The 18,653-nt window shown below is 56.3% G+C and carries 16 protein-coding genes and 1 pseudogene; 15 read left to right on the plus strand and 2 right to left on the minus strand.

Going from position 1 to position 18,653, the window contains the following annotated elements:
- Positions 1 to 9 precede the first annotated feature (9 nt).
- From DW082_RS05860 to DW082_RS05885, 6 genes and pseudogenes are all read left to right on the plus strand, one after another.
- Positions 10 to 1,232 (plus strand): annotated as a pseudogene (locus DW082_RS05860) (NADH:flavin oxidoreductase).
- Positions 1,229 to 2,035, plus strand: a complete 807-nt coding sequence (locus tag DW082_RS05865; RefSeq protein ID WP_101572574.1) for an SDR family oxidoreductase — start codon at positions 1,229 to 1,231, stop codon at positions 2,033 to 2,035. The pseudogene DW082_RS05860 and the gene DW082_RS05865 overlap by 4 nt, the downstream one beginning before the upstream one ends.
- On the plus strand, positions 2,025 to 2,627 hold the full coding sequence (locus DW082_RS05870) for an SDR family NAD(P)-dependent oxidoreductase (RefSeq protein ID WP_118457802.1): 603 nt from the start codon (positions 2,025 to 2,027) through the stop codon (positions 2,625 to 2,627). Before DW082_RS05865 ends, DW082_RS05870 begins: the two co-directional genes overlap by 11 nt.
- A 5-nt stretch (positions 2,628 to 2,632) precedes the next feature.
- On the plus strand, positions 2,633 to 2,902 hold the full coding sequence (locus tag DW082_RS05875; protein ID WP_147386976.1) for a hypothetical protein: 270 nt from the start codon (positions 2,633 to 2,635) through the stop codon (positions 2,900 to 2,902).
- A gap of 12 nt (positions 2,903 to 2,914) precedes the next feature.
- A complete protein-coding gene (locus DW082_RS05880; RefSeq protein WP_081032590.1) occupies positions 2,915 to 3,826 on the plus strand; it encodes a mechanosensitive ion channel family protein in 912 nt (303 codons plus the stop codon).
- A 21-nt stretch (positions 3,827 to 3,847) separates the two neighbouring features.
- Positions 3,848 to 4,894, plus strand: coding sequence for a BF3164 family lipoprotein (locus DW082_RS05885; protein WP_118457806.1), 1,047 nt, complete (start codon positions 3,848 to 3,850; stop codon positions 4,892 to 4,894).
- Between the two features lie 624 nt (positions 4,895 to 5,518).
- Here the strand turns inward: DW082_RS05885 and DW082_RS05895 are convergent.
- Positions 5,519 to 6,889 (minus strand): TrpB-like pyridoxal phosphate-dependent enzyme, encoded by a 1,371-nt coding sequence (locus DW082_RS05895; RefSeq protein ID WP_101572567.1) that lies wholly within the window; start codon positions 6,887 to 6,889, stop codon positions 5,519 to 5,521.
- A 317-nt stretch (positions 6,890 to 7,206) separates the two neighbouring features.
- Between DW082_RS05895 and DW082_RS05900 the strand changes: the two genes are divergently transcribed.
- Complete coding sequence (locus tag DW082_RS05900; RefSeq protein ID WP_101572566.1) at positions 7,207 to 8,031, plus strand: alpha/beta hydrolase family protein; 825 nt, start codon at positions 7,207 to 7,209, stop codon at positions 8,029 to 8,031.
- A 130-nt stretch (positions 8,032 to 8,161) separates the two neighbouring features.
- Here the strand turns inward: DW082_RS05900 and DW082_RS14285 are convergent, their stop codons facing one another.
- Positions 8,162 to 8,593 carry a hypothetical protein gene (locus DW082_RS14285; RefSeq protein WP_145996540.1) on the minus strand — a complete coding sequence of 144 codons (432 nt, stop codon included), beginning with the start codon at positions 8,591 to 8,593 and terminating at the stop codon, positions 8,162 to 8,164.
- Between the two features lie 685 nt (positions 8,594 to 9,278).
- Between DW082_RS14285 and DW082_RS05910 the strand changes: the two genes are divergently transcribed.
- From DW082_RS05910 to zwf, 8 genes are all read left to right on the plus strand, one after another.
- Positions 9,279 to 10,634: a DUF1080 domain-containing protein gene (locus DW082_RS05910; protein ID WP_118457808.1), complete on the plus strand. Its 1,356-nt coding sequence runs from the start codon at positions 9,279 to 9,281 to the stop codon at positions 10,632 to 10,634.
- A 41-nt stretch (positions 10,635 to 10,675) separates the two neighbouring features.
- Positions 10,676 to 11,536 (plus strand): sugar phosphate isomerase/epimerase, encoded by an 861-nt coding sequence (locus DW082_RS05915; RefSeq protein ID WP_118457810.1) that lies wholly within the window; start codon positions 10,676 to 10,678, stop codon positions 11,534 to 11,536.
- Positions 11,537 to 11,561: 25 nt separating this feature from the next.
- Entirely contained in the window at positions 11,562 to 12,923 is a 1,362-nt protein-coding gene (locus tag DW082_RS05920; RefSeq protein ID WP_118457812.1) for a Gfo/Idh/MocA family protein, read from the plus strand.
- Between the two features lie 63 nt (positions 12,924 to 12,986).
- Positions 12,987 to 14,261: a Gfo/Idh/MocA family protein gene (locus DW082_RS05925; RefSeq protein ID WP_118457814.1), complete on the plus strand. Its 1,275-nt coding sequence runs from the start codon at positions 12,987 to 12,989 to the stop codon at positions 14,259 to 14,261.
- An 18-nt stretch (positions 14,262 to 14,279) separates the two neighbouring features.
- Positions 14,280 to 14,552 (plus strand): hypothetical protein, encoded by a 273-nt coding sequence (locus tag DW082_RS05930; RefSeq protein WP_055204764.1) that lies wholly within the window; start codon positions 14,280 to 14,282, stop codon positions 14,550 to 14,552.
- Between the two features lie 3 nt (positions 14,553 to 14,555).
- The gene (locus tag DW082_RS05935) at positions 14,556 to 15,431 is read left to right on the plus strand and encodes an FAD:protein FMN transferase (RefSeq protein WP_118457815.1); all 876 of its coding nucleotides are present in this window, start codon (positions 14,556 to 14,558) and stop codon (positions 15,429 to 15,431) included.
- A 196-nt stretch (positions 15,432 to 15,627) separates the two neighbouring features.
- Positions 15,628 to 17,142, plus strand: a complete 1,515-nt coding sequence (gene gnd, locus DW082_RS05940) for a decarboxylating NADP(+)-dependent phosphogluconate dehydrogenase (protein WP_220452646.1) — start codon at positions 15,628 to 15,630, stop codon at positions 17,140 to 17,142.
- The gene (gene zwf / locus DW082_RS05945; protein ID WP_101572549.1) at positions 17,126 to 18,646 is read left to right on the plus strand and encodes a glucose-6-phosphate dehydrogenase; all 1,521 of its coding nucleotides are present in this window, start codon (positions 17,126 to 17,128) and stop codon (positions 18,644 to 18,646) included. The genes gnd and zwf overlap by 17 nt, the downstream gene beginning before the upstream one ends.
- Positions 18,647 to 18,653: the final 7 nt, after the last annotated feature.

An 18,653-nucleotide genomic window follows, 5' to 3' on the forward strand; every position in this document is an offset into this window, starting at 1 on the left:
CACAACGAAATGAAAGAATCGCTGTTGTTCACTCCGTGCAAGATCGGACCGCTGACCCTCCGCAACCGCACGATTCGCGCCGCCGCCTCGAAGGCATGTGCGCGGGCAACTCGCCGACCGACCTGCTGTACGACTACCACCGCAGCGTCGCGCGCGGCGGCATCGGAATGACGACGTTGGCCTATGCTTCGGTAACGCGCAACGGTCTGTCGTTTCCGCATCAGTTGTGGCTGCGTCCGGAGATCGTGCCGGGTCTGCGCCGGATCACCGACGCCATCCACGCCGAAGGCGCCGCCGCCGGAATCCAGATCGGACACTGCGGCAACATGTCGCACCGGGGCATCTGCGGCTGCACGCCGCTGTCCGCTTCATCCGGATTCAACATCTACTCCCCCACCTTCGTGCGGGGGCTGCGCAAAAACGAAATCCCCGGAATAGCCAAAGCGTTCGGCACAGCCGTGAAACTGGCCCGCGAAGCCGGATTCGACGCCGTCGAGGTACACGCCGGACACGGCTACCTGATCAGCCAATTCCTGTCGCCGTACACGAACCGGCGGCGCGACGAATACGGCGGATCGCTCGAAAACCGGATGCGCTTCATGAAAATATGTATGCAGGAGGCGATGGAAGCTGCCGGCAGCGATATGGCGGTGCTGGTCAAGACCAACATGCGCGACGGCTTCCGCGGCGGGCTCGAAATTGACGACTGCATCGAAGTGGCGCGCAACCTCGAAGCGTGCGGGGCGCATGCGCTGGTACTCAGCGGCGGATTCGTCAGTCGCGCCCCGATGTACGTGATGCGCGGACAGATGCCGATCCGCACGCTGACTTACTACATGAAACAGTTATGGCTCAAAGCGGGCGTCAAATTGGCCGGACGCTGGATGATCCCGTCGGTACCGTTCCGCGAAGCTTATTTTTACGAAGATGCGCTGCAATTCCGCAAAGCGCTGAAACTGCCGCTGGTCTATGTCGGCGGCCTCGTGTCGCGTGAAAAGATCGACATGGTGCTCGACAGCGGATTCGAATGCGTGGCGATGGCTCGCGCGCTGATCAACGAACCGGATTTCGTCAATCGGATGAAAGAGCGGGGCGAGTTGCGCTGCGGTTGCGAGCACACGAACTACTGCATCGCCCGGATGTACTCGGTCGAAATGGCCTGCCACCGACACCTGCAAGGGCTGCCGAAATGCCTGCAACACGAAATCGAACGAATCAACGCACGACGATGAACGCACAGCAACGCCCGACGCCCCTGGCCCTGGTCACCGGGGCGAGTTCCGGAATCGGCTACCAATACGCCCGGCTGCTCGCCGAAAAAGGCTACGACCTGCTGCTCGTAAGCAACGAGGAGCTACGGATCGCCGAAGTGGCGCGGGAACTCCGTCGGCAGTTCGGGGTACGGGCCGACGGGCTTTGCCGCGACCTGTCGCTCGCGGACGCCGCCGACTCGCTTTTCGAATACACCCGGCAGCAGGGGTTCGAAGTGGAGGTACTGGTCAACAACGCCGGCGTATTCTTTTTCGACGATCTGACCGAAACGGACAGCCGCCGGATCGAACGGATGATCGGCCTGCACGTACAAACCGTAACGATGCTTTGCCGCTATTTCGGCGCGGCGATGAAAGCGCGCGGCAAAGGCTACATACTGAACATGTCGTCGATGTCGGCCGGTATGCCGTTCCCGGGCATTTCGGTCTATGCGGCGACCAAAAGCTACCTGAAACAATTTTCGAAAGCGATTCATAACGAACTCTACGATTACGGCGTACGCGTGACGGCGGTTTGTCCGGGCGCGGTAGCCACCGACCTCTACAACCTCAGCGGGCATTATCAGCGGCTCGGACTGCGGCTCGGCATCCTGATGCGGCCCGAACGGCTGGCCCGCAAAGGATTGCGCGCGCTGTTCGCCGGACGCCGGTGTGTCACGCCGGGCGCGGTCAACCACCTGTTCATGCCGCTCGCGGCGCTCGTTCCGTCGCGGCTGATCCGGCTGATCAAACGTCGTGCAAAATTTTACCGCTATGGAAGATAAGCCGTTACACATCGTCACCGGAGCCAGCGGCGGCATCGGCCAGGCGTTGACCGAACGACTCGCAAAGCAAGGATACCGCGTACTGATGGCCTGCCGCAATCCGGAAAAATCGGAACCGATCCTCACGCGCATCCGCAAGCGGAGCGGCAACCCGGAAATCTCGCTGCTGCCGCTGGATCTGGGCTCGCTGGATTCGATCGCCCGCTTCGCCGCAGAACTGAAAGCGCGGGGACAAAGAATCGACGTCCTACTGAACAACGCCGGAACGATGAACGGCACGTTCGGTCTGACGGCCGACGGCTTCGAACAAACCGTCGGCGTCAACTGCGTCGGAACGGCCGCGCTGACGCTCGCCCTGCTGCCGCTGATGCACCCCGGCAGCCGCATCGTAAATACGCTGTCGTGCACCTACCGGATCGGCCGAGTCGACGGCCGACTGTTCGAACCCGATCCGGAGCGTTACGCTCGTTTCCGAGCTTACGGCACTTCGAAACTGGCCCTGCTGCTATTCTCGCTCGAATTGCGCGAGCGGGTCGCCCGCCAGGCATCGGCGTTTTCGCAGCCGATCCGGGCATCGTCGACACAAACATGATTACGATGCACCGTTGGTTCGACCCGATCGCCGACCTGCTGTTCCGTCCGCTGATCAAGACGCCCGAACAAGGCGCCGAAACGGCTCTGCAACTGGCCTGCGGAAAGCTCCCGGTCAGCGGAAACAGCCTCTACTGGCGGAACGGCAAGGCACGCCGGATTTCGGATTCGGTCGTGAATCACCCCTGTCGGAAACATCTCTGGAAACAGATTTTGCAACTGACGACACGAGCGATTCCCGAAACAGAAACTTATTTTCGATCTTTAAAATACTAAAATCAATCGAATATGACTCTTTCATCGCTATGGATGTCGGCGCAAACGATCGTGGCCGACTCGACGCACAAAGAAAAAATCGCGGAAAAACTGACCGCCCTGTCCCACATGTCGGGAGAAGAAGTCATTAGCATGATCATCCGGGGCGCCCTCGACATCTCGGCCCGTATCCTGATCGCCCTGGTCATCCTGGCGATCGGCCGCTGGATCATCCGCTACCTGAAAAACATCCTGCGCAAAATGCTGACCAAACGAGAGGTAGACGCTTCGCTCAAAAGTTTCCTGATGAGCCTGGTGAGCATCTCGCTGACGCTGTTTCTGATTATCACGATCATCAGCATCCTCGGTATCGACACCACGTCGTTCGTCGCGATCTTCGCATCGGCCGGTCTGGCGATCGGCATGGCGTTGAGCGGTACGTTGCAGAACTTCGCAGGAGGTGTGATGATCCTTATATTCAAGCCATTCCATGTAGGCGATTTCATCGAAGCGCAGGGACAGACCGGCACGGTCAAAGAGATCCAACTATTCAACACGATCATCAACACGCCGGACAACAAAACGATCATGATTCCGAACGGCGGCATATCGACCGGCATTATCAACAACTATTCGAAGGAGAACCGGCGGCGCGTGGAGTGGACGTTCGGCATCGGTTACGGCGACGACTACGACAAGGCGAAAGCCACGATCGCCGAGTTGCTCGAACAGGACGACCGGATACTTCCCGAACCGGCCCATTTCATCGCGCTGTCGAGCCTCGGCGACAGTTCGGTTAACATCGTCGTACGCGTATGGACCAGCACCGACAATTTCTGGAGCGTCTTTTTCGACATGAACGAAAAAGTATACAAGCGCTTCGCCGAAGTCGGGCTGAACATTCCGTTCCCGCAGATGGACGTACACCTGCATCAGAAAAGTTAATCAACATATTATTAAATCGTTATGCTAAAAAAATGGTCGATATTGCTATTGCTCGTTGCAATAGTGACCGGTTGCAAAAATTCCAAGGAATTCCGACAAATCAAAAGTTTTTCGGAATTTCCTTTAACTGATTCGATTCGACTGACCTCTTTGCAAATAGCCGATTCGTTAAGTTATCCCACACGCATCTACGATTACGATTCGCTGTTCGCATTCAAGGATCTGAGCAGGGAAAACCAAGTTATCCTTTTTTCAAAGAAAACAGGGCGACAGCAAACCATCGTCGCAAAAGGCCGGGGACCTTATGAACTATTGGGAGCTTGGTCATTATCAGCTCCGGATTCGTCAGGCAATTTTTATATTCACGACGTGGTTACCTCTGAAATCATGCGGGTCAATTTGCCCGAAGCTTTACAACAAGCAACCGGTTACGCACAAAAAATGCAGTTAAGGGAAGATCTGCTACCGATGGAATGCATCGCTCGAACGGAAGACTCTTTGTTTGTCGGCACGGGTCGTTTCGAAGATTGCCGGGTAATCAAATTCAACCAAAAGGGAGAAATCAAAGCGAAAATAGGCTGTTCTCCGCAAATATCTTCTGCCCGAACAGCCAACCCGCAGGTTAATCAGGCTTATATAGGCGTCGTCAAGGCAAGTCCCAACAACCGGTCGTATGCAATTGTATGTAGATATGCCGATCAAATAGAGGTTTTTCATTCAAATGATACGACTCAGGCTTTTTTTATCAAAGGACCCATGCTTTTCGAACCTAAAACAAAAATTGTCAAAGGGAATGTCGGACTGGAAGCCGAATGTATGTACGGTTATGTAGATCTTGCCGTTACGGATCAATGGATCATCGGATTGTTTTCCGGACGCACCTTATCGGAAAAGCGAGCCAACCAAGGAAATGCACTGCATATTTTTACATGGGACGGCACACCGGTAGCACGTTATTTTATGGATCAAGATTGCATTTCGATCGACATGGCAAATGACAGCACATTATACGCACTTTCTATTGCTCCGCAACCGGAAGTTTTTTCTTACAAAATGACTGACAAGTGAAATGGATCTTAGCCATTTGCCTCTTAAGTTACTTGAATAGTTGTGCAAAAGGAACCGAATTGATAGCTCCTGCCGATGAATCGTGTTGTCTGATGAGTGTCATATACGATACGGTACATCAAGGAAATATCATATGCGACAGTACTTCATATTTATTTGCATGTTATAATTTCGACTGTTCCTCCTGCATTGCAGCAATGGAAGAAACGGAGAAATTTCTGAAATCATACTCTAACGTGTGCTATATCGTTTATTCTCAAGATTCCATTACGTTATCATACTATATTCAAAAAATAGCGCCTCGCGCCACCGTTTTATATGACAAAAACAATGCTTTTTTCATAGCCAACAGACACCGGTATAATCTCGCCAGAGATTTTCCGGTTTTTATCATAAAAAAAGGACATTTGATTTATGCGAATAATCCTTTAAAAAACGGATTGCAAAAGATTATATTTAAACGAAAAGCAAAAGATTTCCTCAAACAGAAGAATAAATAAAAATTGAATTTGATTACCAAAATCGATAATCGTCAAACCGTGCAATTGATTCTCCAATAAAAGAAATGCCCTCCAAACGAAAATAGGAGGGCATCTCAGTATTCTCTTATAAACTATTTTCGAATCACAATTTCATCGTGTCGAGCTCCTTGATGTTTTCGGCGATCTGCTCGTCGGTCAGCGTGTAGTTCATCAGGTCGCCGGCGATGTATTTGTCGTACGACGCCATGTCGATCAGACCGTGTCCGGACAGGTTGAACAGGATCACCTTCTGTTCGCCGCTCTCCTTGCATTTGTTAGCTTCGTCGACGGCCGCCGCGATCGCATGGCACGATTCGGGAGCGGGGATGATGCCTTCGGTCTGCGCGAACAGGCAGCCCGCCTCGAAGCTGTCCAACTGCGCGATATCGACCGCTTCCATCATCTTGTCTTTCAGCAGTTGCGACACGATCACGCCCGCTCCGTGGTAGCGCAGTCCGCCGGCATGGATGTTGGCCGGGGCGAAATTATGTCCGAGCGTGAACATCGGCAGCAGCGGCGTGTAGCCTGCCTCGTCGCCAAAATCGTAGCGGAACACGCCGCGCGTCAGTTTCGGACACGAGTTCGGTTCGGCGGCGATGAAACGCGTCTTTTTGCCCGACAGGATGTTGTGCCGCATGAACGGGAACGAAATGCCGCCGAAATTCGATCCGCCGCCGAAACAGCCGATCACGATGTCGGGATATTCGCCGGCCATCGCCATCTGTTTCTCGGCTTCGAGGCCGATAATCGTCTGGTGCAGCGTCACGTGGCTCAATACCGAGCCGAGCGTATATTTGCAGTTCGGCGTGCTCATCGCCAGTTCGATCGCCTCGGAAATAGCCGTCCCGAGCGAACCCTGGTAGTTCGGATGGTCGGTCAGGATCTTGCGGCCCGCCTTGGTCGACATCGACGGCGAAGCGGTCACCTGCGCGCCGAACGTCTGCATGATCGAACGGCGGTAAGGCTTCTGTTCGTAACTGATTTTGACCATGTAGACAGCCAATTCGAGACCGAACGCCTTGGCCGCGTACGACAGCGCGGCGCCCCACTGGCCCGCGCCGGTTTCGGTCGTGATGTTGGTAATCCCCTCCTGTTTGCAGAAATAAGCCTGCGCGATGGCCGAATTCAGCTTGTGCGACCCTACCGGGCTGACGCTTTCGTTCTTAAAATAGATATGCGCCGGAGTGCCCAACGCCTTTTCCAGCTCGTAAGCCCGTACCAGCGGCGTACAACGGTAGTTCTTGTACTGCTCCCGGACCGCCTCCGGAATGTCGATCCACGCGTCGGTCTGGTTCATCTCCTGATCGGCCAGCGCTTTGGCGAAGATCGGATAGAGATCCGAAGCGCGCAGCGGCTCGCGGGTCTGCGGATTGAGCGGCGGCATCGGCTTGTTCGGCATGTCGGCCGCGATATTGTACCATTGGGTCGGAATTTCGCTTTCCGGAAGGATAAATCGTTTCGTTCTCGTGCTCATATCTTTTATGTTTTGAATGTTTGTCGTACCGAAAAAACAAGGGCTGTCGTGAGTTCGACAGCCCTATGCATTATGTTGCGGATCCTTTCCTCGCACGGTGAAGCCTCTCACGATCGTTTCAGATGCGAGCGCCACCAAAATTTATCGTTCACCGGAAGATCCATGAATATCATCGTTTACCGACCGCAAATGTAACGAAAAAAACGGAAACCCCGCAAAATCAGGCAAAATATTTTTAACTTTGAACGACCGTTTCGCCCGGATTTTCTGTGAACAAAATTCTATTTCCAACATAAATCGGTGAAAAACAAAAAATTATGAAAGTAAGGAATTTGATCTTGCTGTCGGTTGCGTTATTTTCGGCCGCTTTCGCGCAGGCCGCGACCGTGGATACGCTGTCGGTCTGGAGCGCGTCGATGAACAAAGGAGTCGAAGTGGTGGTAGTCGTACCCGACGGCGCCCGGACGAAAACGGGGCCGGCCTACCCGGTGCTCTACCTGCTGCACGGTTACAGCGGCTATGCCGCCAATTGGCTGCAGGTGAAACCCGAACTGGTACAGTTGGCCGAACGCGACAGCGTGATCGTCGTATGCCCGGACGGCAAGAACAGCTGGTACTGGGACAGCCCCGTCGATCCGTCGATGCGTTACGAAACCTTCGTATCGCAGGAATTGCTCCGCGACATAGACGCCCGTTACCATACGCGCGCCGATCGCAGCGGACGGGCCATCACCGGTCTGAGCATGGGCGGGCACGGCGCCATGTGGCTTTCGCTGCGCCATAAAGACCGCTTCGGGGCCGCCGGATCGACCAGCGGGGGATTGGACATCCGCCCGTTCCCGGACAACTGGGAGATGAAAAAAGCGCTGGGCGAAAAGGCCGACAATCCGAAGCGCTGGGACGACTACGCGGCGATCAACCAGATCGACAGCATCGCCAACGGCGACCTGGCGTTGATCATCGACTGCGGTTACGGCGACTTTTTCGCCGAAGTAAACCGCAACTTCCACGACAAGCTGATGGAGCGCGGGATCGACCACGACTACATCGTGCGGCCGGGCGTGCACGACGGCCTCTACTGGAACAACTCGATCGACTACCAGTGGCTCTTTTTCAAAAAATTCTTCGACCGGGGACGCTAATCCGCCGCCCGTCCGGAATACGATAAAACCGGCTCCCCGTCTTCCGGCCGGGGAGAAAACAAAAACATTCCCCTGTCCGCGCAGACGAAAACCGCACGGGCAGGGGATATTTATTTCGGAAGAAAAATCGTCAATCGCCCAACCGTTCCAGATACTTCGCCTCGTCCAGGCGGCCCGCGACGGCATCCGCGATAATCTCCCGGCAAAGGTCGGACAGCGCGACGGCGTCGGCCGTGAATTCGTCGTTTAAGGACAGCGTCCAGACTTCGTTATCGACCACGCAGCGGAAAGTCGCCCAATACCCTACGGAGGGGCCTTCCGCCTTGCTGTCGAAACGGTCGATCCAGTTCACGAACTTATTATACAACGCCTCCGCGAACCGGTCGCCGATGCGAAACGTTCGGGTCTCGACCCGATAGCGCTTCGGGGCCTCCTCCTGACATTTTGCGTACATAGCTAAGTTGTGTTCGACCGATTGACGAATCATACTGTCGGTTACCGTATCCAGATCCTTTAGCGGGGTTCCGATCGAAGGATACTCTTTTTCTAACGCTCTGTTCACTTCCTGAAATTTAGGAATACTTTTAACTTCAAGCAAGTAATACCGATCCGATGAATCCCTCACAATCCGAAGACCTAAAACTTCTATGAATTCTCGTTCGAAGAAATATTCCACGGGCGCGTTGAAATCTTCGAAAAAAAGGTTTTCGATATCGGTTTTTCCGTCCAGATTGGAAAACGGTTTGATCGAGCCGTCCGGCTGGACATTCTCCAGCCGGCTTTTGATATAGTTGTTTTCGATCCTCTTCGAAAACTGAACGGGATAATCCCGAGCCGAAACAGTCTGCAATAGTAATATTGCAAAAAAAGCCGTTATTATTCTATTCATAAAACCGTATGATTGTTCAACGATAAACCTTCTTCCGACCCCGAAAAAGTTGCAACGTTTCGCTTCGGATCACTGAAATATAAGCCAAAATATTTCATATTCAAAAGATTTTACAAACTATCTTCAATTCGTCCCCCGAAAAGAACGAATGCGCTACGAAGTACGGCCTTTACTGTCCCGGAGGAAAACCAACCTCTGTTATTTTCAGTTATATCATTTACAATCAAGCAAATACTAATTAGAGTCGTAAATTTTCAGACGCCGTTTTCTTTTTTAAAAATAATTCCTACCTTTGACATATTAAAGTCGTGCCCGTGCACGGAGATTTGTTTTTAACCCAAAAAATCATAAAAGCCTGATGAAAAAACTGTTTATAGCGCTCGGAATGCTCTGTTTCTGCGCGACCGTATCCGCCCAGGGCGACTGGGAGCCCTTGTTCAACGGAAAGAACCTCAAAGGATGGAAAAAGCTGAACGGCGCGGCCGAATACCGCATCGAAGACGGCGCGATCGTCGGCGTCAGCCGGGTCAATACGCCCAATACGTTCCTTTGCACCGATAAGACATACGGAGATTTCATCCTCGAACTCAGCTTCAAGGTGGACGAAGGGCTGAACTCCGGCGTGCAGTTCCGCAGCAACTCGAAACCCGATTACCGCAACGGACAGGTGCACGGCTACCAGTACGAAATCGACCCTTCGGCGCGGGCATGGAGCGGCGGCATCTACGACGAAGGACGCCGCGGATGGCTCTACCCGATGACAAAAAACCCGTGCGCGCAAAAAGCGTTCAAACCGGGCGAGTGGAACAAACTGCGCATCGAGGCGATCGGCGACCGCATCCGCACGTGGCTGAACGGCATTCCGACGGCCGACATCCTCGACAACGCCGACGCTGCAGGTTTCATCGCCTTGCAGGTGCACGGTATCGGCGATAACGCCGCAATGGAAGGCAAAACCGTCCGCTGGAAAAACATCCGCATCTGCACGACCGATCTCGAAACCGAAAAGATGCCCGAAATCTGCTGTCTGCCGCAGATCAACTGCATCCCGAACACGATCTCCGAGCGCGAAGCGGCCCAGGGATGGACGCTGCTCTGGGACGGTAAAACCACCGACGGATGGCGCGGCGCGAAACGCGCCGACTTCCCTCCTTCGGGCTGGGAAATCCGCAACGACATGCTGTGCGTGCAGAAATCCGACGGCCGCGAATCGGCTAACGGCGGCGATATCGTCACGACGCGCAAATACAAAGACTTCGAACTGGTCGCAGACTTCGAGATCACCGAAGGGGCCAACAGCGGCATCAAATATTTCGTCGATCCGGATATGAACAAAGGCGAAGGCTCGGCCATCGGCTGCGAATTCCAAATCCTCGACGACCAGCGCCACCCGGACGCCAAACTCGGCGTAAAGGGAAATCGCAAGCTCGGTTCGCTGTACGACCTGATCCCTGCGCCGGACAACAAGCCGTTCCGTCCCGGACAGTTCAACACGGCGCGAATCGTCGTGAAGGGCAACCACGTAGAACACTGGCTCAACGACGTGAAACTGATCGAATACGATCGCAACAACCAGGAGTGGAATGCGCTGGTAGCATACAGCAAATACCGCGACTGGCCGAACTTCGGCAATTCCGAAAGCGGATATATCCTGTTGCAGGATCACGGCGACGAAGTACACTTCAAGAACATCAAGATCCGCGAGTTGAAATAACCGCAACCCGCCCTGCCCCGCTGCCTGAAAACTTCAAAACCATGAAAACACGGATCCTCTGTATAGCAGGACTGCTCGTCTTCGGATGCGGCGGCCTTCGGGCCAAAAAGCCGCAATCGCTAGACGCACGAATCGGAGTATGTTCCGACGTTCGCAACGCGCAGCGGCTCAAAGCCGCCGGAGCCGACTGCCTCGAGGCCGGCGTCTCCGCTTTCCTGGTTCCGGACAAGCCGGAAGAGGCATTCGACAAAAACCTCGCCCTGCTGCGGGAATCCGGCTCGGAGATCGTTAGCTGCAACGGTTTCCTGCCGGCTTCGATGATCGTGGTAGGCCCTTCGACCGACCACGAAAAGATCCTGAAATGGGCCGAAACGACTTTCCGCAGGGCCGAACGGGCCGGTATCCGGTACATCGTTTTCGGCAGCGGAAAATCGCGCAAAGTGCCCGACGGATTCTCGCGCGAAACGGCCGAAGAACAATTCGTGCGACTATGCAAACGGCTCGGCCCGGTCGCCGCGCGCTACCGCGTGACGGTCGTAATCGAACCACTGAACAGCCGCGAAACGAACCTGATCAATTCAGTGTCGGAAGGCGCCTCGATCGTCGAACGCGTGAATCACAAAAACATCCGGCTGCTGTGCGACCTATTTCACATGACGGCCGACGGAGAGCCGCCGCAGGCCATCGTCGACGCGGGAAAGCATATCCGGCACTGCCACATCGCCGAAGCCGCCGAACGGACGGCCCCCGGCACCGACGGGGACGATTTTCGTCCCTACCTGCGCGCGCTGAAAAAAATCGGCTACAAAGGCTGCGTATCGATCGAATGCATGTGGAAAGATTTCGGAGCGCAACTGCCGACGGCTGTCGCGGAGCTCCGCAAACAAATGAACGACTTATAACTGAAACAACTAACCTAAAACGATCATGAACGAAAAAATATCCAGGCGGGAATTTCTAAAGAAAGCGGGTCTCGTATCGGCCGGAGCCGTAATGGGCAATTTCATCCTCAGTCCGAAAAGCTATGCGCGCGTCAAAGGCGCCAACGACCGCGTCAACGTGGCGGTGGTCGGTTTCTCCGACCGGTTCCGCAGTTCGCTGTTGCCCGGTTTTACGGATCACCGCGAGGAACTGAACTTCGACATGATCGGCGTGTCGGACATCTGGAGCCTGCGCCGCGATGAAGGCGTGCAGGTCGTGGGAGAGAAAATCGGGCACAAGGTCAAAGGATACCGCAACAACGAAGAGATGTACAAGGACAAGGACATCGACGCGGTAATCATCTCCACGCCGGATTTCGCGCACGCCACGCACACCGTCGAGGCGGCCGAACACGGCAAGCATATCTACGTCGAAAAACCGTTCGCCGAAACGATGGAGGACAACCGCCGCGCGAGAGCCGCCGTCGAAAAGGCGGGCGTCGTATTCCAGGTCGGTTCGCAACGTCGCAGCGCGCCGAACTACCACGCGGCGAACGACTACATCCGCTCGGGCCAATTCGGCGACATCGTGATGTGCGAAATGACGTGGAACGTCAACCAGCCGGGCCGCTGGCGCCGTCCGTCGCTCGTTCCGAAGTGCAGGGAAGAAGACCTCGACTGGATTCGCTTCCTGTGCAACCGCCCGTTCGAAGCGTTCGACCCGCGCAAATACCTCGAATATCGGTTGTTCTGGCCCTATTCGTCGGGAATCCCCGGCCAGTGGATGGCGCACCAGATCGACACGGTGCACTGGTTCACCGGACTGAAACACCCGCGCAGCGTAACGGCCAACGGCGGCATCTACCTGTGGCACGACGGCCGCACGAACTTCGACACGATGACCGCCGTGATGGACTACGGTCCGACCGACGACCCGCAGAAAGGATTCCTCGTACAATACACCTCGCGTTTTACGAACAGCGCCGGCAGCGTCAAGGAGATCTACTACTCGAACGGCGGCGAACTGAACCTCGACACCAACAAGATCACCCCGAACGGCGGTCTGACCGAAGGGGAAGCCAAAGCGATGGGTATGCATGCGAATCAGCTCGCGCCGCTCGATCTGAAATCGACGATGAAAGTGGCCACGGCCGGAGTGACCGGCGTAGACCCGATGACCTCGGTTCACGTCCGCAACTGGATGGAGTGCATCCGCAGCGGCGAAAAAACGAACGCTCCGGTCGAAGCGGCCTACGACCATTCGTCGGCCTGCATCATGGTCAATGCCGCGCTGCGTACCAAACAATACGTCACGTTCGACGAAGAGCACCAGGAAGTGCTGGCAGGCGGCAAAGTTTTTAAATTTTAATGAAAAAAGTACATTTGTAATCGGGGCCGGTACAACAGGCCCCCGCTGCAATCCGAAGAAACCATGAACAACGAGAAAATAAACCGCCGGGACTTCCTGAAAGAGCTCGGATTCGTCGCGGGCACCACAGCCCTGCTCTCCTCTTTCCCGTGGCTGTCGGGAATGGCCGAGGACAAGCGGAAAGCCACGACGGGACACAAAGCCCGGATCGCGGTGATCGGCACCGGCGACCGGGGACGCTACCTGCTCAATTTCCTGGTAATGAACCCGAAGGCCGAAGTCGTATGGCTGTGCGACAATTACGAGCCGTGGCTCGAACTGGGCCGTCAGATCGCGCCGAGCGCGAAAACCTGCGCGGATTACCGGCAGGTGATCGACGACCCGAACGTAGACGGCGTAGTAATCGCCACCCCGTTGCATACGCACCTCGAAATCGCCGGCGCCGCGATGGAAGCGGGCAAGCACGTTTTCTGCGAAAAATCAATGGCCCGGACGCTGCCGGACACGCTGACGATGTACCAGACCCATAAACGGACGGGGCATGTTTTTTTCGTCGACCAACAGCGGCTTTTCGACCCGGTCTACCTGAAGGCGATCGAAATGATCCGTTCGGGAATGTTCGGCGAAATACAGGGGATCAAAACGTTCTGGAACCGCAACGGCGACTGGCGCAGGCCCGTCCCGTCGCCCGAACTGGAGCGTAAAATCAACTGGCGGCACTACAAGGAATACTCCGGCGGCCTGATGACCGAACTGGGCTGCCACCAGATCCAAATGGGAACGTGGATCTGGCGCGAGCTGCCCGAACGGATCTACGGACAGGGGGGAATCACCTACTGGAAAGACGGCCGCGAAGTGGAGGACAATGTCGGCGTGATGTATACGTACAAAAACGGCAAGCGGATGTCCTTCGACTCGATCATATCAAACCAGTTCTACGGGCTCGAAGAGCAGATTATGGGCAACCTGGGAACCCTCGAACCCGAAGTCGGCAAATACTATTTCGAAAAGACGCCGCCGATGCCCGGATTCTTGCAGATGATCAACAACATCGAGAAGGATATTTTCAGCTCCGTCTCTTTCGCCGGCCCGAGCTGGGACCCCGAGATCGCCCGCAAGAACCACGGCGAATACATCATCGGCAAGAAACGCGACTTCCTGGACGGCACCGGCTTCACGGTCGATGCGTTCGTCGAAGCCGCGATCACCGGAGAACAACCGCCGATGATCGCCGAGGAGGGCTACTACGCGACCGTGCTGTCGCTGCTCGGGCTGCAAGCCATCGAAGAGAAACGGGAAATTCTGTTCCCGGAAGAGTACCGCATCGACTATCTGTAACCGCAAAAGCGACGAACTATGAAAGATATCGTAATCAAGGGGCGGCAAATCCGCCGGGAAATAATCGTATGGATCTGCTGCGTAGCCGCGCTGACGGCATGGAACGCTTATGCCATCGTCCAGTACGGAACCAGTTGGAGCGAACTTCTGTCGTTGTGGTACGTAATCTTGCCGTTGTCCGTGCTGCTTTACGCCGTGCTGATCCCGATCCGCTGGGCAGGCAGGCTCGTCCTGCGACTCGTGTGCGGGAAAGGCGGCTGCCGCAAACGTAACGAAAAAGCGAAAGCGTAACGGATGGGAGATGCGGTCAGCCATACGTTCCGGCAAATGCAGAACGGAACGGGTCTGTTCTACGGATGGTTCGAAGCGATGCACAGCCGGTTCGACCTGTTGACGGTCGGCCCGACTGAAAATGAAGCTGCAGCATTGTGCCGCGACATCGCCGCGGAGATCCGGAGGATCGAGAACCGCCTGAACCGGTTCGACGAAGCGAGCGACGTGTGGCAGATCAATCAGAACACGTTCTATGACAAATGCCCGGCCGATCCGGAGTTGCTCGGGATTTTCGCCGATGCGCTGCGTTACCGCGAAATGACCGGCGGGGCGTTCGATATTGCGATCCAAACGCCGGAATACTTGCCGGGGGAGTCTTGTTTCGCGGTCGACCCCGCCTGCGAAGCGGTCGTCAAACTGCGTCCGGACGCAATTTTCGATTTCGGGGGATACGGCAAGGGATACGCATTGCAACAGGCTCTCGGCATGTTGAAAAACGCCGGAATCACGACCGCGTTGGTCAATTTCGGCAATAGTTCGGTCTGCGGGATCGGCTGCCACCCGTCCGGCGACAGTTGGCAGGTCGGCGTAGAGAACCCGTTACGGCGCGGCGAGAACATGACCTTCTTCGGACTGAACGACCTCTGCCTCTCCTCGTCGGGCAACCTGCCGTCGAACCGCGGACATATCCGTTCGCCGCGAACCGGAAAACCGGTCACCGACAACCGGATCGTCTCGGTAGCGGCTCCGTCCGCCCTCGACAGCGAGGTGCTCTCCACCGCGTTGTTCGTCGCCGATGCCGCACAGCGGCAGACCGTCCTGCGGCATTTCGCGCTCGCGCGCGTCGCCGAGATGGATTTCACGACCGCCGGTCACACGACCCGCGAAGCGGTCTGAATTCGCCGTTCCATAATTCACACGAATTCGCGCAAGTCCCGACGGCATCGTTCCACCGGGACTTTATTTTGCTATCGAATTGAGAATCCGCCGTTTTTTCTGAAAGATCAGAAGGTTTGATCCGAAAAAAGTATGATATTTGTATAGAAACGCTATGCGGCCGCAAGGCTTCGCAAATTCAAAACTCACGAAAACTATGGAAAAAACGGATATCGGACTGATCGGCCTGGCCGTAATGGGTGAAAACCTCGCGCTGAACATGGAAAGCAAAGGATTCAGCGTGTCGGTCTACAACCGGACGGCGCCGGGCGAAAAAGGCGTCGTCGACCGTTTCGTCGCAGGACGCGGCAACGGGAAACGGTTCACGGGCACGCACTCGATTCGCGAGTTGGTCGGATCGGTCAGGCGTCCGCGCCGGATCATGATGATGGTGCGGGCCGGGGAAGCGGTCGACGAACTGATCGCGCAATTGACGCCGCTGATGGAACCGGGAGACGTAATTATCGACGGAGGCAACTCCGCCTTTCAGGATACGGCCCGGCGCGTGAAAGAGGTCGAAAACCGGGGACTGTATTTCGTCGGAGCGGGGATCTCCGGCGGGGAGGAAGGGGCCCTGCACGGCCCGTCGATCATGCCGGGAGGTACGCCGGAAGCATGGCCGCTGGTCAAAGACGTATTGCAGGGCATCGCCGCGAAGCTGGACGACGGCACCCCGTGCTGCGAATGGATCGGCAGCGGCGGAGCCGGGCACTTCGTCAAAACGGTGCATAACGGCATCGAGTACGGCGATATGCAGCTAATCGCGGAGGCTTACGCACTGCTGAAAAACAGCTTGCAGCTCGATCCCGAAACGATGCACCGCGTATTCGCCGAATGGAACCGAGGCGAACTGAACAGCTTTCTGATCGAAATCACCGCCCGGATCGTCCATTTTAAAGACCCGAAAGGAGGCTATCTGATCGACCGCATACTCGACGTGGCGGGACAGAAAGGCACCGGCAAGTGGAGCGTCGTCACGGCTGTCGACGAAAACGACCCGCTCACGCTGATTACCGAAGCGGTCTACGCGCGGCTGATCTCGTCGATGAAAGAAGCGCGGATCACGGCGAGCGGGCTCTATCCGGACGCGCGTACCGACCTCAACGCGATGACCGGCCGCGAACCGGACGACGAGAAAGCCGTCCAGGCGGAAGCGATACGCGACGCGCTGTATGCCGCCAAGCTGATCTCTTATGCGCAGGGATTCTCGCTGATGCAACGCGCTTCGGCCCATTACCGGTGGGATCTCGACTGCGGCACGATCGCCCGGATCTGGCGCAAGGGATGCATCATCCGTTCGGCGTTCCTCGAAAAGATCACCGAAGCCTACGACCGAAACCCGCTGCTCGAAAACCTGCTTTTCGACGACTTTTTCCGCGACAAAATCACCGCCGCGCTGCCCGCATGGCGCAGCGTCGTCGCAGCGGGGGCTCTCGGCGGAACGGCGCTGCCGTGCATGGGCTCGGCGCTCAGCTATTTCGACGGCCTGCGGACGGCCGACTCGCCGGCCAGCCTGATCCAGGCGCAGCGCGACTACTTCGGCGCGCACACCTTCGAACGCACCGACGCGCCGCGCGGGGAGTTTTCCACAACGACTGGACCGGCCGGGGCGGCAAGACCTCGTCGGGCAGTTACAACGTATAGCACAAGACACTATGAAAAAAGCGGATAACCAACTACTCGTCATCTTCGGGGCATCGGGCGACCTGACCCGGCGCAAGCTGATGCCGTCGCTGTTCGAACTCTACGTGCGGGGGCTGTTGCCGAAACGGTTCGCGATCCTGGGCGCCTCGCGCAGCGAATATACCGACGACACGTTCCGGCAGCAGCAGCGCGAAGGCATCCGCCGGAGCGCCAAAGGCGCGTCGTACGACGACGGACAGATCGACGAATTTCTCCGGATGATTCATTACGTCAGTTTCGAACCGACCGAATACGCCACTTACGGCAACCTGAAAAACCGCATCGGCGAACTGCTGGAAACGCTCGGCTCGCCCGACCGGGTCGTCTATTACCTGGCCACGCCGCCGGTACTGTACGAAACGATCCCGGCCGGACTGAAAGAAGCCGGGCTGAACGTCGCCGCAACGAAAAAAGGATGGCGACGGATCGTTGTCGAAAAGCCGTTCGGCACCGACCTCGAATCGGCGCGCCGGCTCAGCGAACTGCTGCGCGGGGTATTCGAAGAAAACGGAATCTACCGGATCGACCACTATCTCGGCAAAGAGACGGTGCAAAACATCCTGGTGCTGCGTTTCTCGAACGGCATTTTCGAGCCGCTGTGGAACCGCAACTACATCGACTACGTCGAGATCAGCGCGACCGAAACCCTCGGCGTCGAAAACCGGGGCCCGTATTACGAAAGCGCCGGAGCGCTGCGCGACATGATCCAGAACCACCTGCTGCAGTTGATGGCTTTCGTCGCGATGGAGCCGCCGGCCGTTTTCGAACCGGAACCGATCCGCAACGAGATCGTCAAAGTGTTCCGCGCCATCCGCCGTTACACGCCGGCCGAAATCGGGCGCAACGTGCTGCGGGCTCAATACACCGGATGTGAAATCGACGGGCAATACGTCCCGGGATACCGCGAAGAGAAAAACGTCGCTCCGGATTCGACGACCGAGACTTTCGTGGCGATGAAACTCTTTATCGACAACTGGCGCTGGGGCGGCGTACCGTTCCTGTTCCATACCGGCAAACGGCTGTCGAAAAAACAGTCCGAAGTCGTGATCCACTTCAAATCGACGCCGACGCAACTCTTTTCGGGCCAGTGCTCCGGGCGTTCGTGCAACAAGCTCACGCTGCGTATCCAGCCCGACGAGAGCATCTCGCTGAAATTCGGACTGAAAATGCCCGGCGCGGGACTGAGCGTACGGCAGGTCAGCATGGATTTCCGCTACGACTCGCTGTCGTCGGACTACCTGCCCGACGCTTACGAACGGCTGCTGTTGGACGTGATGCTCGGCGACTCGACGCTGTACGCCCGCCGCGACTCGCTCGAAGCGAGCTGGCAGTTCATTGACCCGATCCTGCGGGCCTGGAAGCAAAACCCGCAGCGGGGCCTGCTGACCTATCCAGTGCTGACCGAAGGGCCCGACCCGCAGCAACTGCTCGAAGACGGCAACGACCGGCCGGATGAGAATTGTACCCTGGACGAATCCATTTTTCAGGAATAAACACGCT

Origin of the sequence: Alistipes sp. AF48-12, assembly GCF_003477565.1 — a bacterium.
GTDB classification, from domain to species: Bacteria; Bacteroidota; Bacteroidia; order Bacteroidales; family Rikenellaceae; genus Alistipes_A; species Alistipes_A hominis.

What these genes read in the sequence shown, in the direction of transcription:
- DW082_RS05910 (WP_118457808.1), top strand. Translation starts at nt 9,279, where the DNA reads ATGAAAAAACTGTTTATAGCGCTCGGAATGCTCTGTTTCTGCGCGACC.
- DW082_RS05880 (WP_081032590.1), top strand. Translation starts at nt 2,915, where the DNA reads ATGACTCTTTCATCGCTATGGATGTCGGCGCAAACGATCGTGGCCGAC.
- zwf (WP_101572549.1), top strand. Translation starts at nt 17,126, where the DNA reads ATGAAAAAAGCGGATAACCAACTACTCGTCATCTTCGGGGCATCGGGC.
- DW082_RS05925 (WP_118457814.1), top strand. Translation starts at nt 12,987, where the DNA reads ATGAACAACGAGAAAATAAACCGCCGGGACTTCCTGAAAGAGCTCGGA.
- DW082_RS05915 (WP_118457810.1), top strand. Translation starts at nt 10,676, where the DNA reads ATGAAAACACGGATCCTCTGTATAGCAGGACTGCTCGTCTTCGGATGC.
- DW082_RS05935 (WP_118457815.1), top strand. Translation starts at nt 14,556, where the DNA reads ATGGGAGATGCGGTCAGCCATACGTTCCGGCAAATGCAGAACGGAACG.
- DW082_RS05875 (WP_147386976.1), top strand. Translation starts at nt 2,633, where the DNA reads ATGCACCGTTGGTTCGACCCGATCGCCGACCTGCTGTTCCGTCCGCTG.
- DW082_RS05870 (WP_118457802.1), top strand. Translation starts at nt 2,025, where the DNA reads ATGGAAGATAAGCCGTTACACATCGTCACCGGAGCCAGCGGCGGCATC.
- DW082_RS05900 (WP_101572566.1), top strand. Translation starts at nt 7,207, where the DNA reads ATGAAAGTAAGGAATTTGATCTTGCTGTCGGTTGCGTTATTTTCGGCC.
- gnd (WP_220452646.1), top strand. Translation starts at nt 15,628, where the DNA reads ATGGAAAAAACGGATATCGGACTGATCGGCCTGGCCGTAATGGGTGAA.
- DW082_RS05885 (WP_118457806.1), top strand. Translation starts at nt 3,848, where the DNA reads ATGCTAAAAAAATGGTCGATATTGCTATTGCTCGTTGCAATAGTGACC.
- DW082_RS05865 (WP_101572574.1), top strand. Translation starts at nt 1,229, where the DNA reads ATGAACGCACAGCAACGCCCGACGCCCCTGGCCCTGGTCACCGGGGCG.
- DW082_RS05920 (WP_118457812.1), top strand. Translation starts at nt 11,562, where the DNA reads ATGAACGAAAAAATATCCAGGCGGGAATTTCTAAAGAAAGCGGGTCTC.
- DW082_RS05895 (WP_101572567.1), bottom strand. Translation starts at nt 6,889, where the DNA reads ATGAGCACGAGAACGAAACGATTTATCCTTCCGGAAAGCGAAATTCCG.
- DW082_RS05930 (WP_055204764.1), top strand. Translation starts at nt 14,280, where the DNA reads ATGAAAGATATCGTAATCAAGGGGCGGCAAATCCGCCGGGAAATAATC.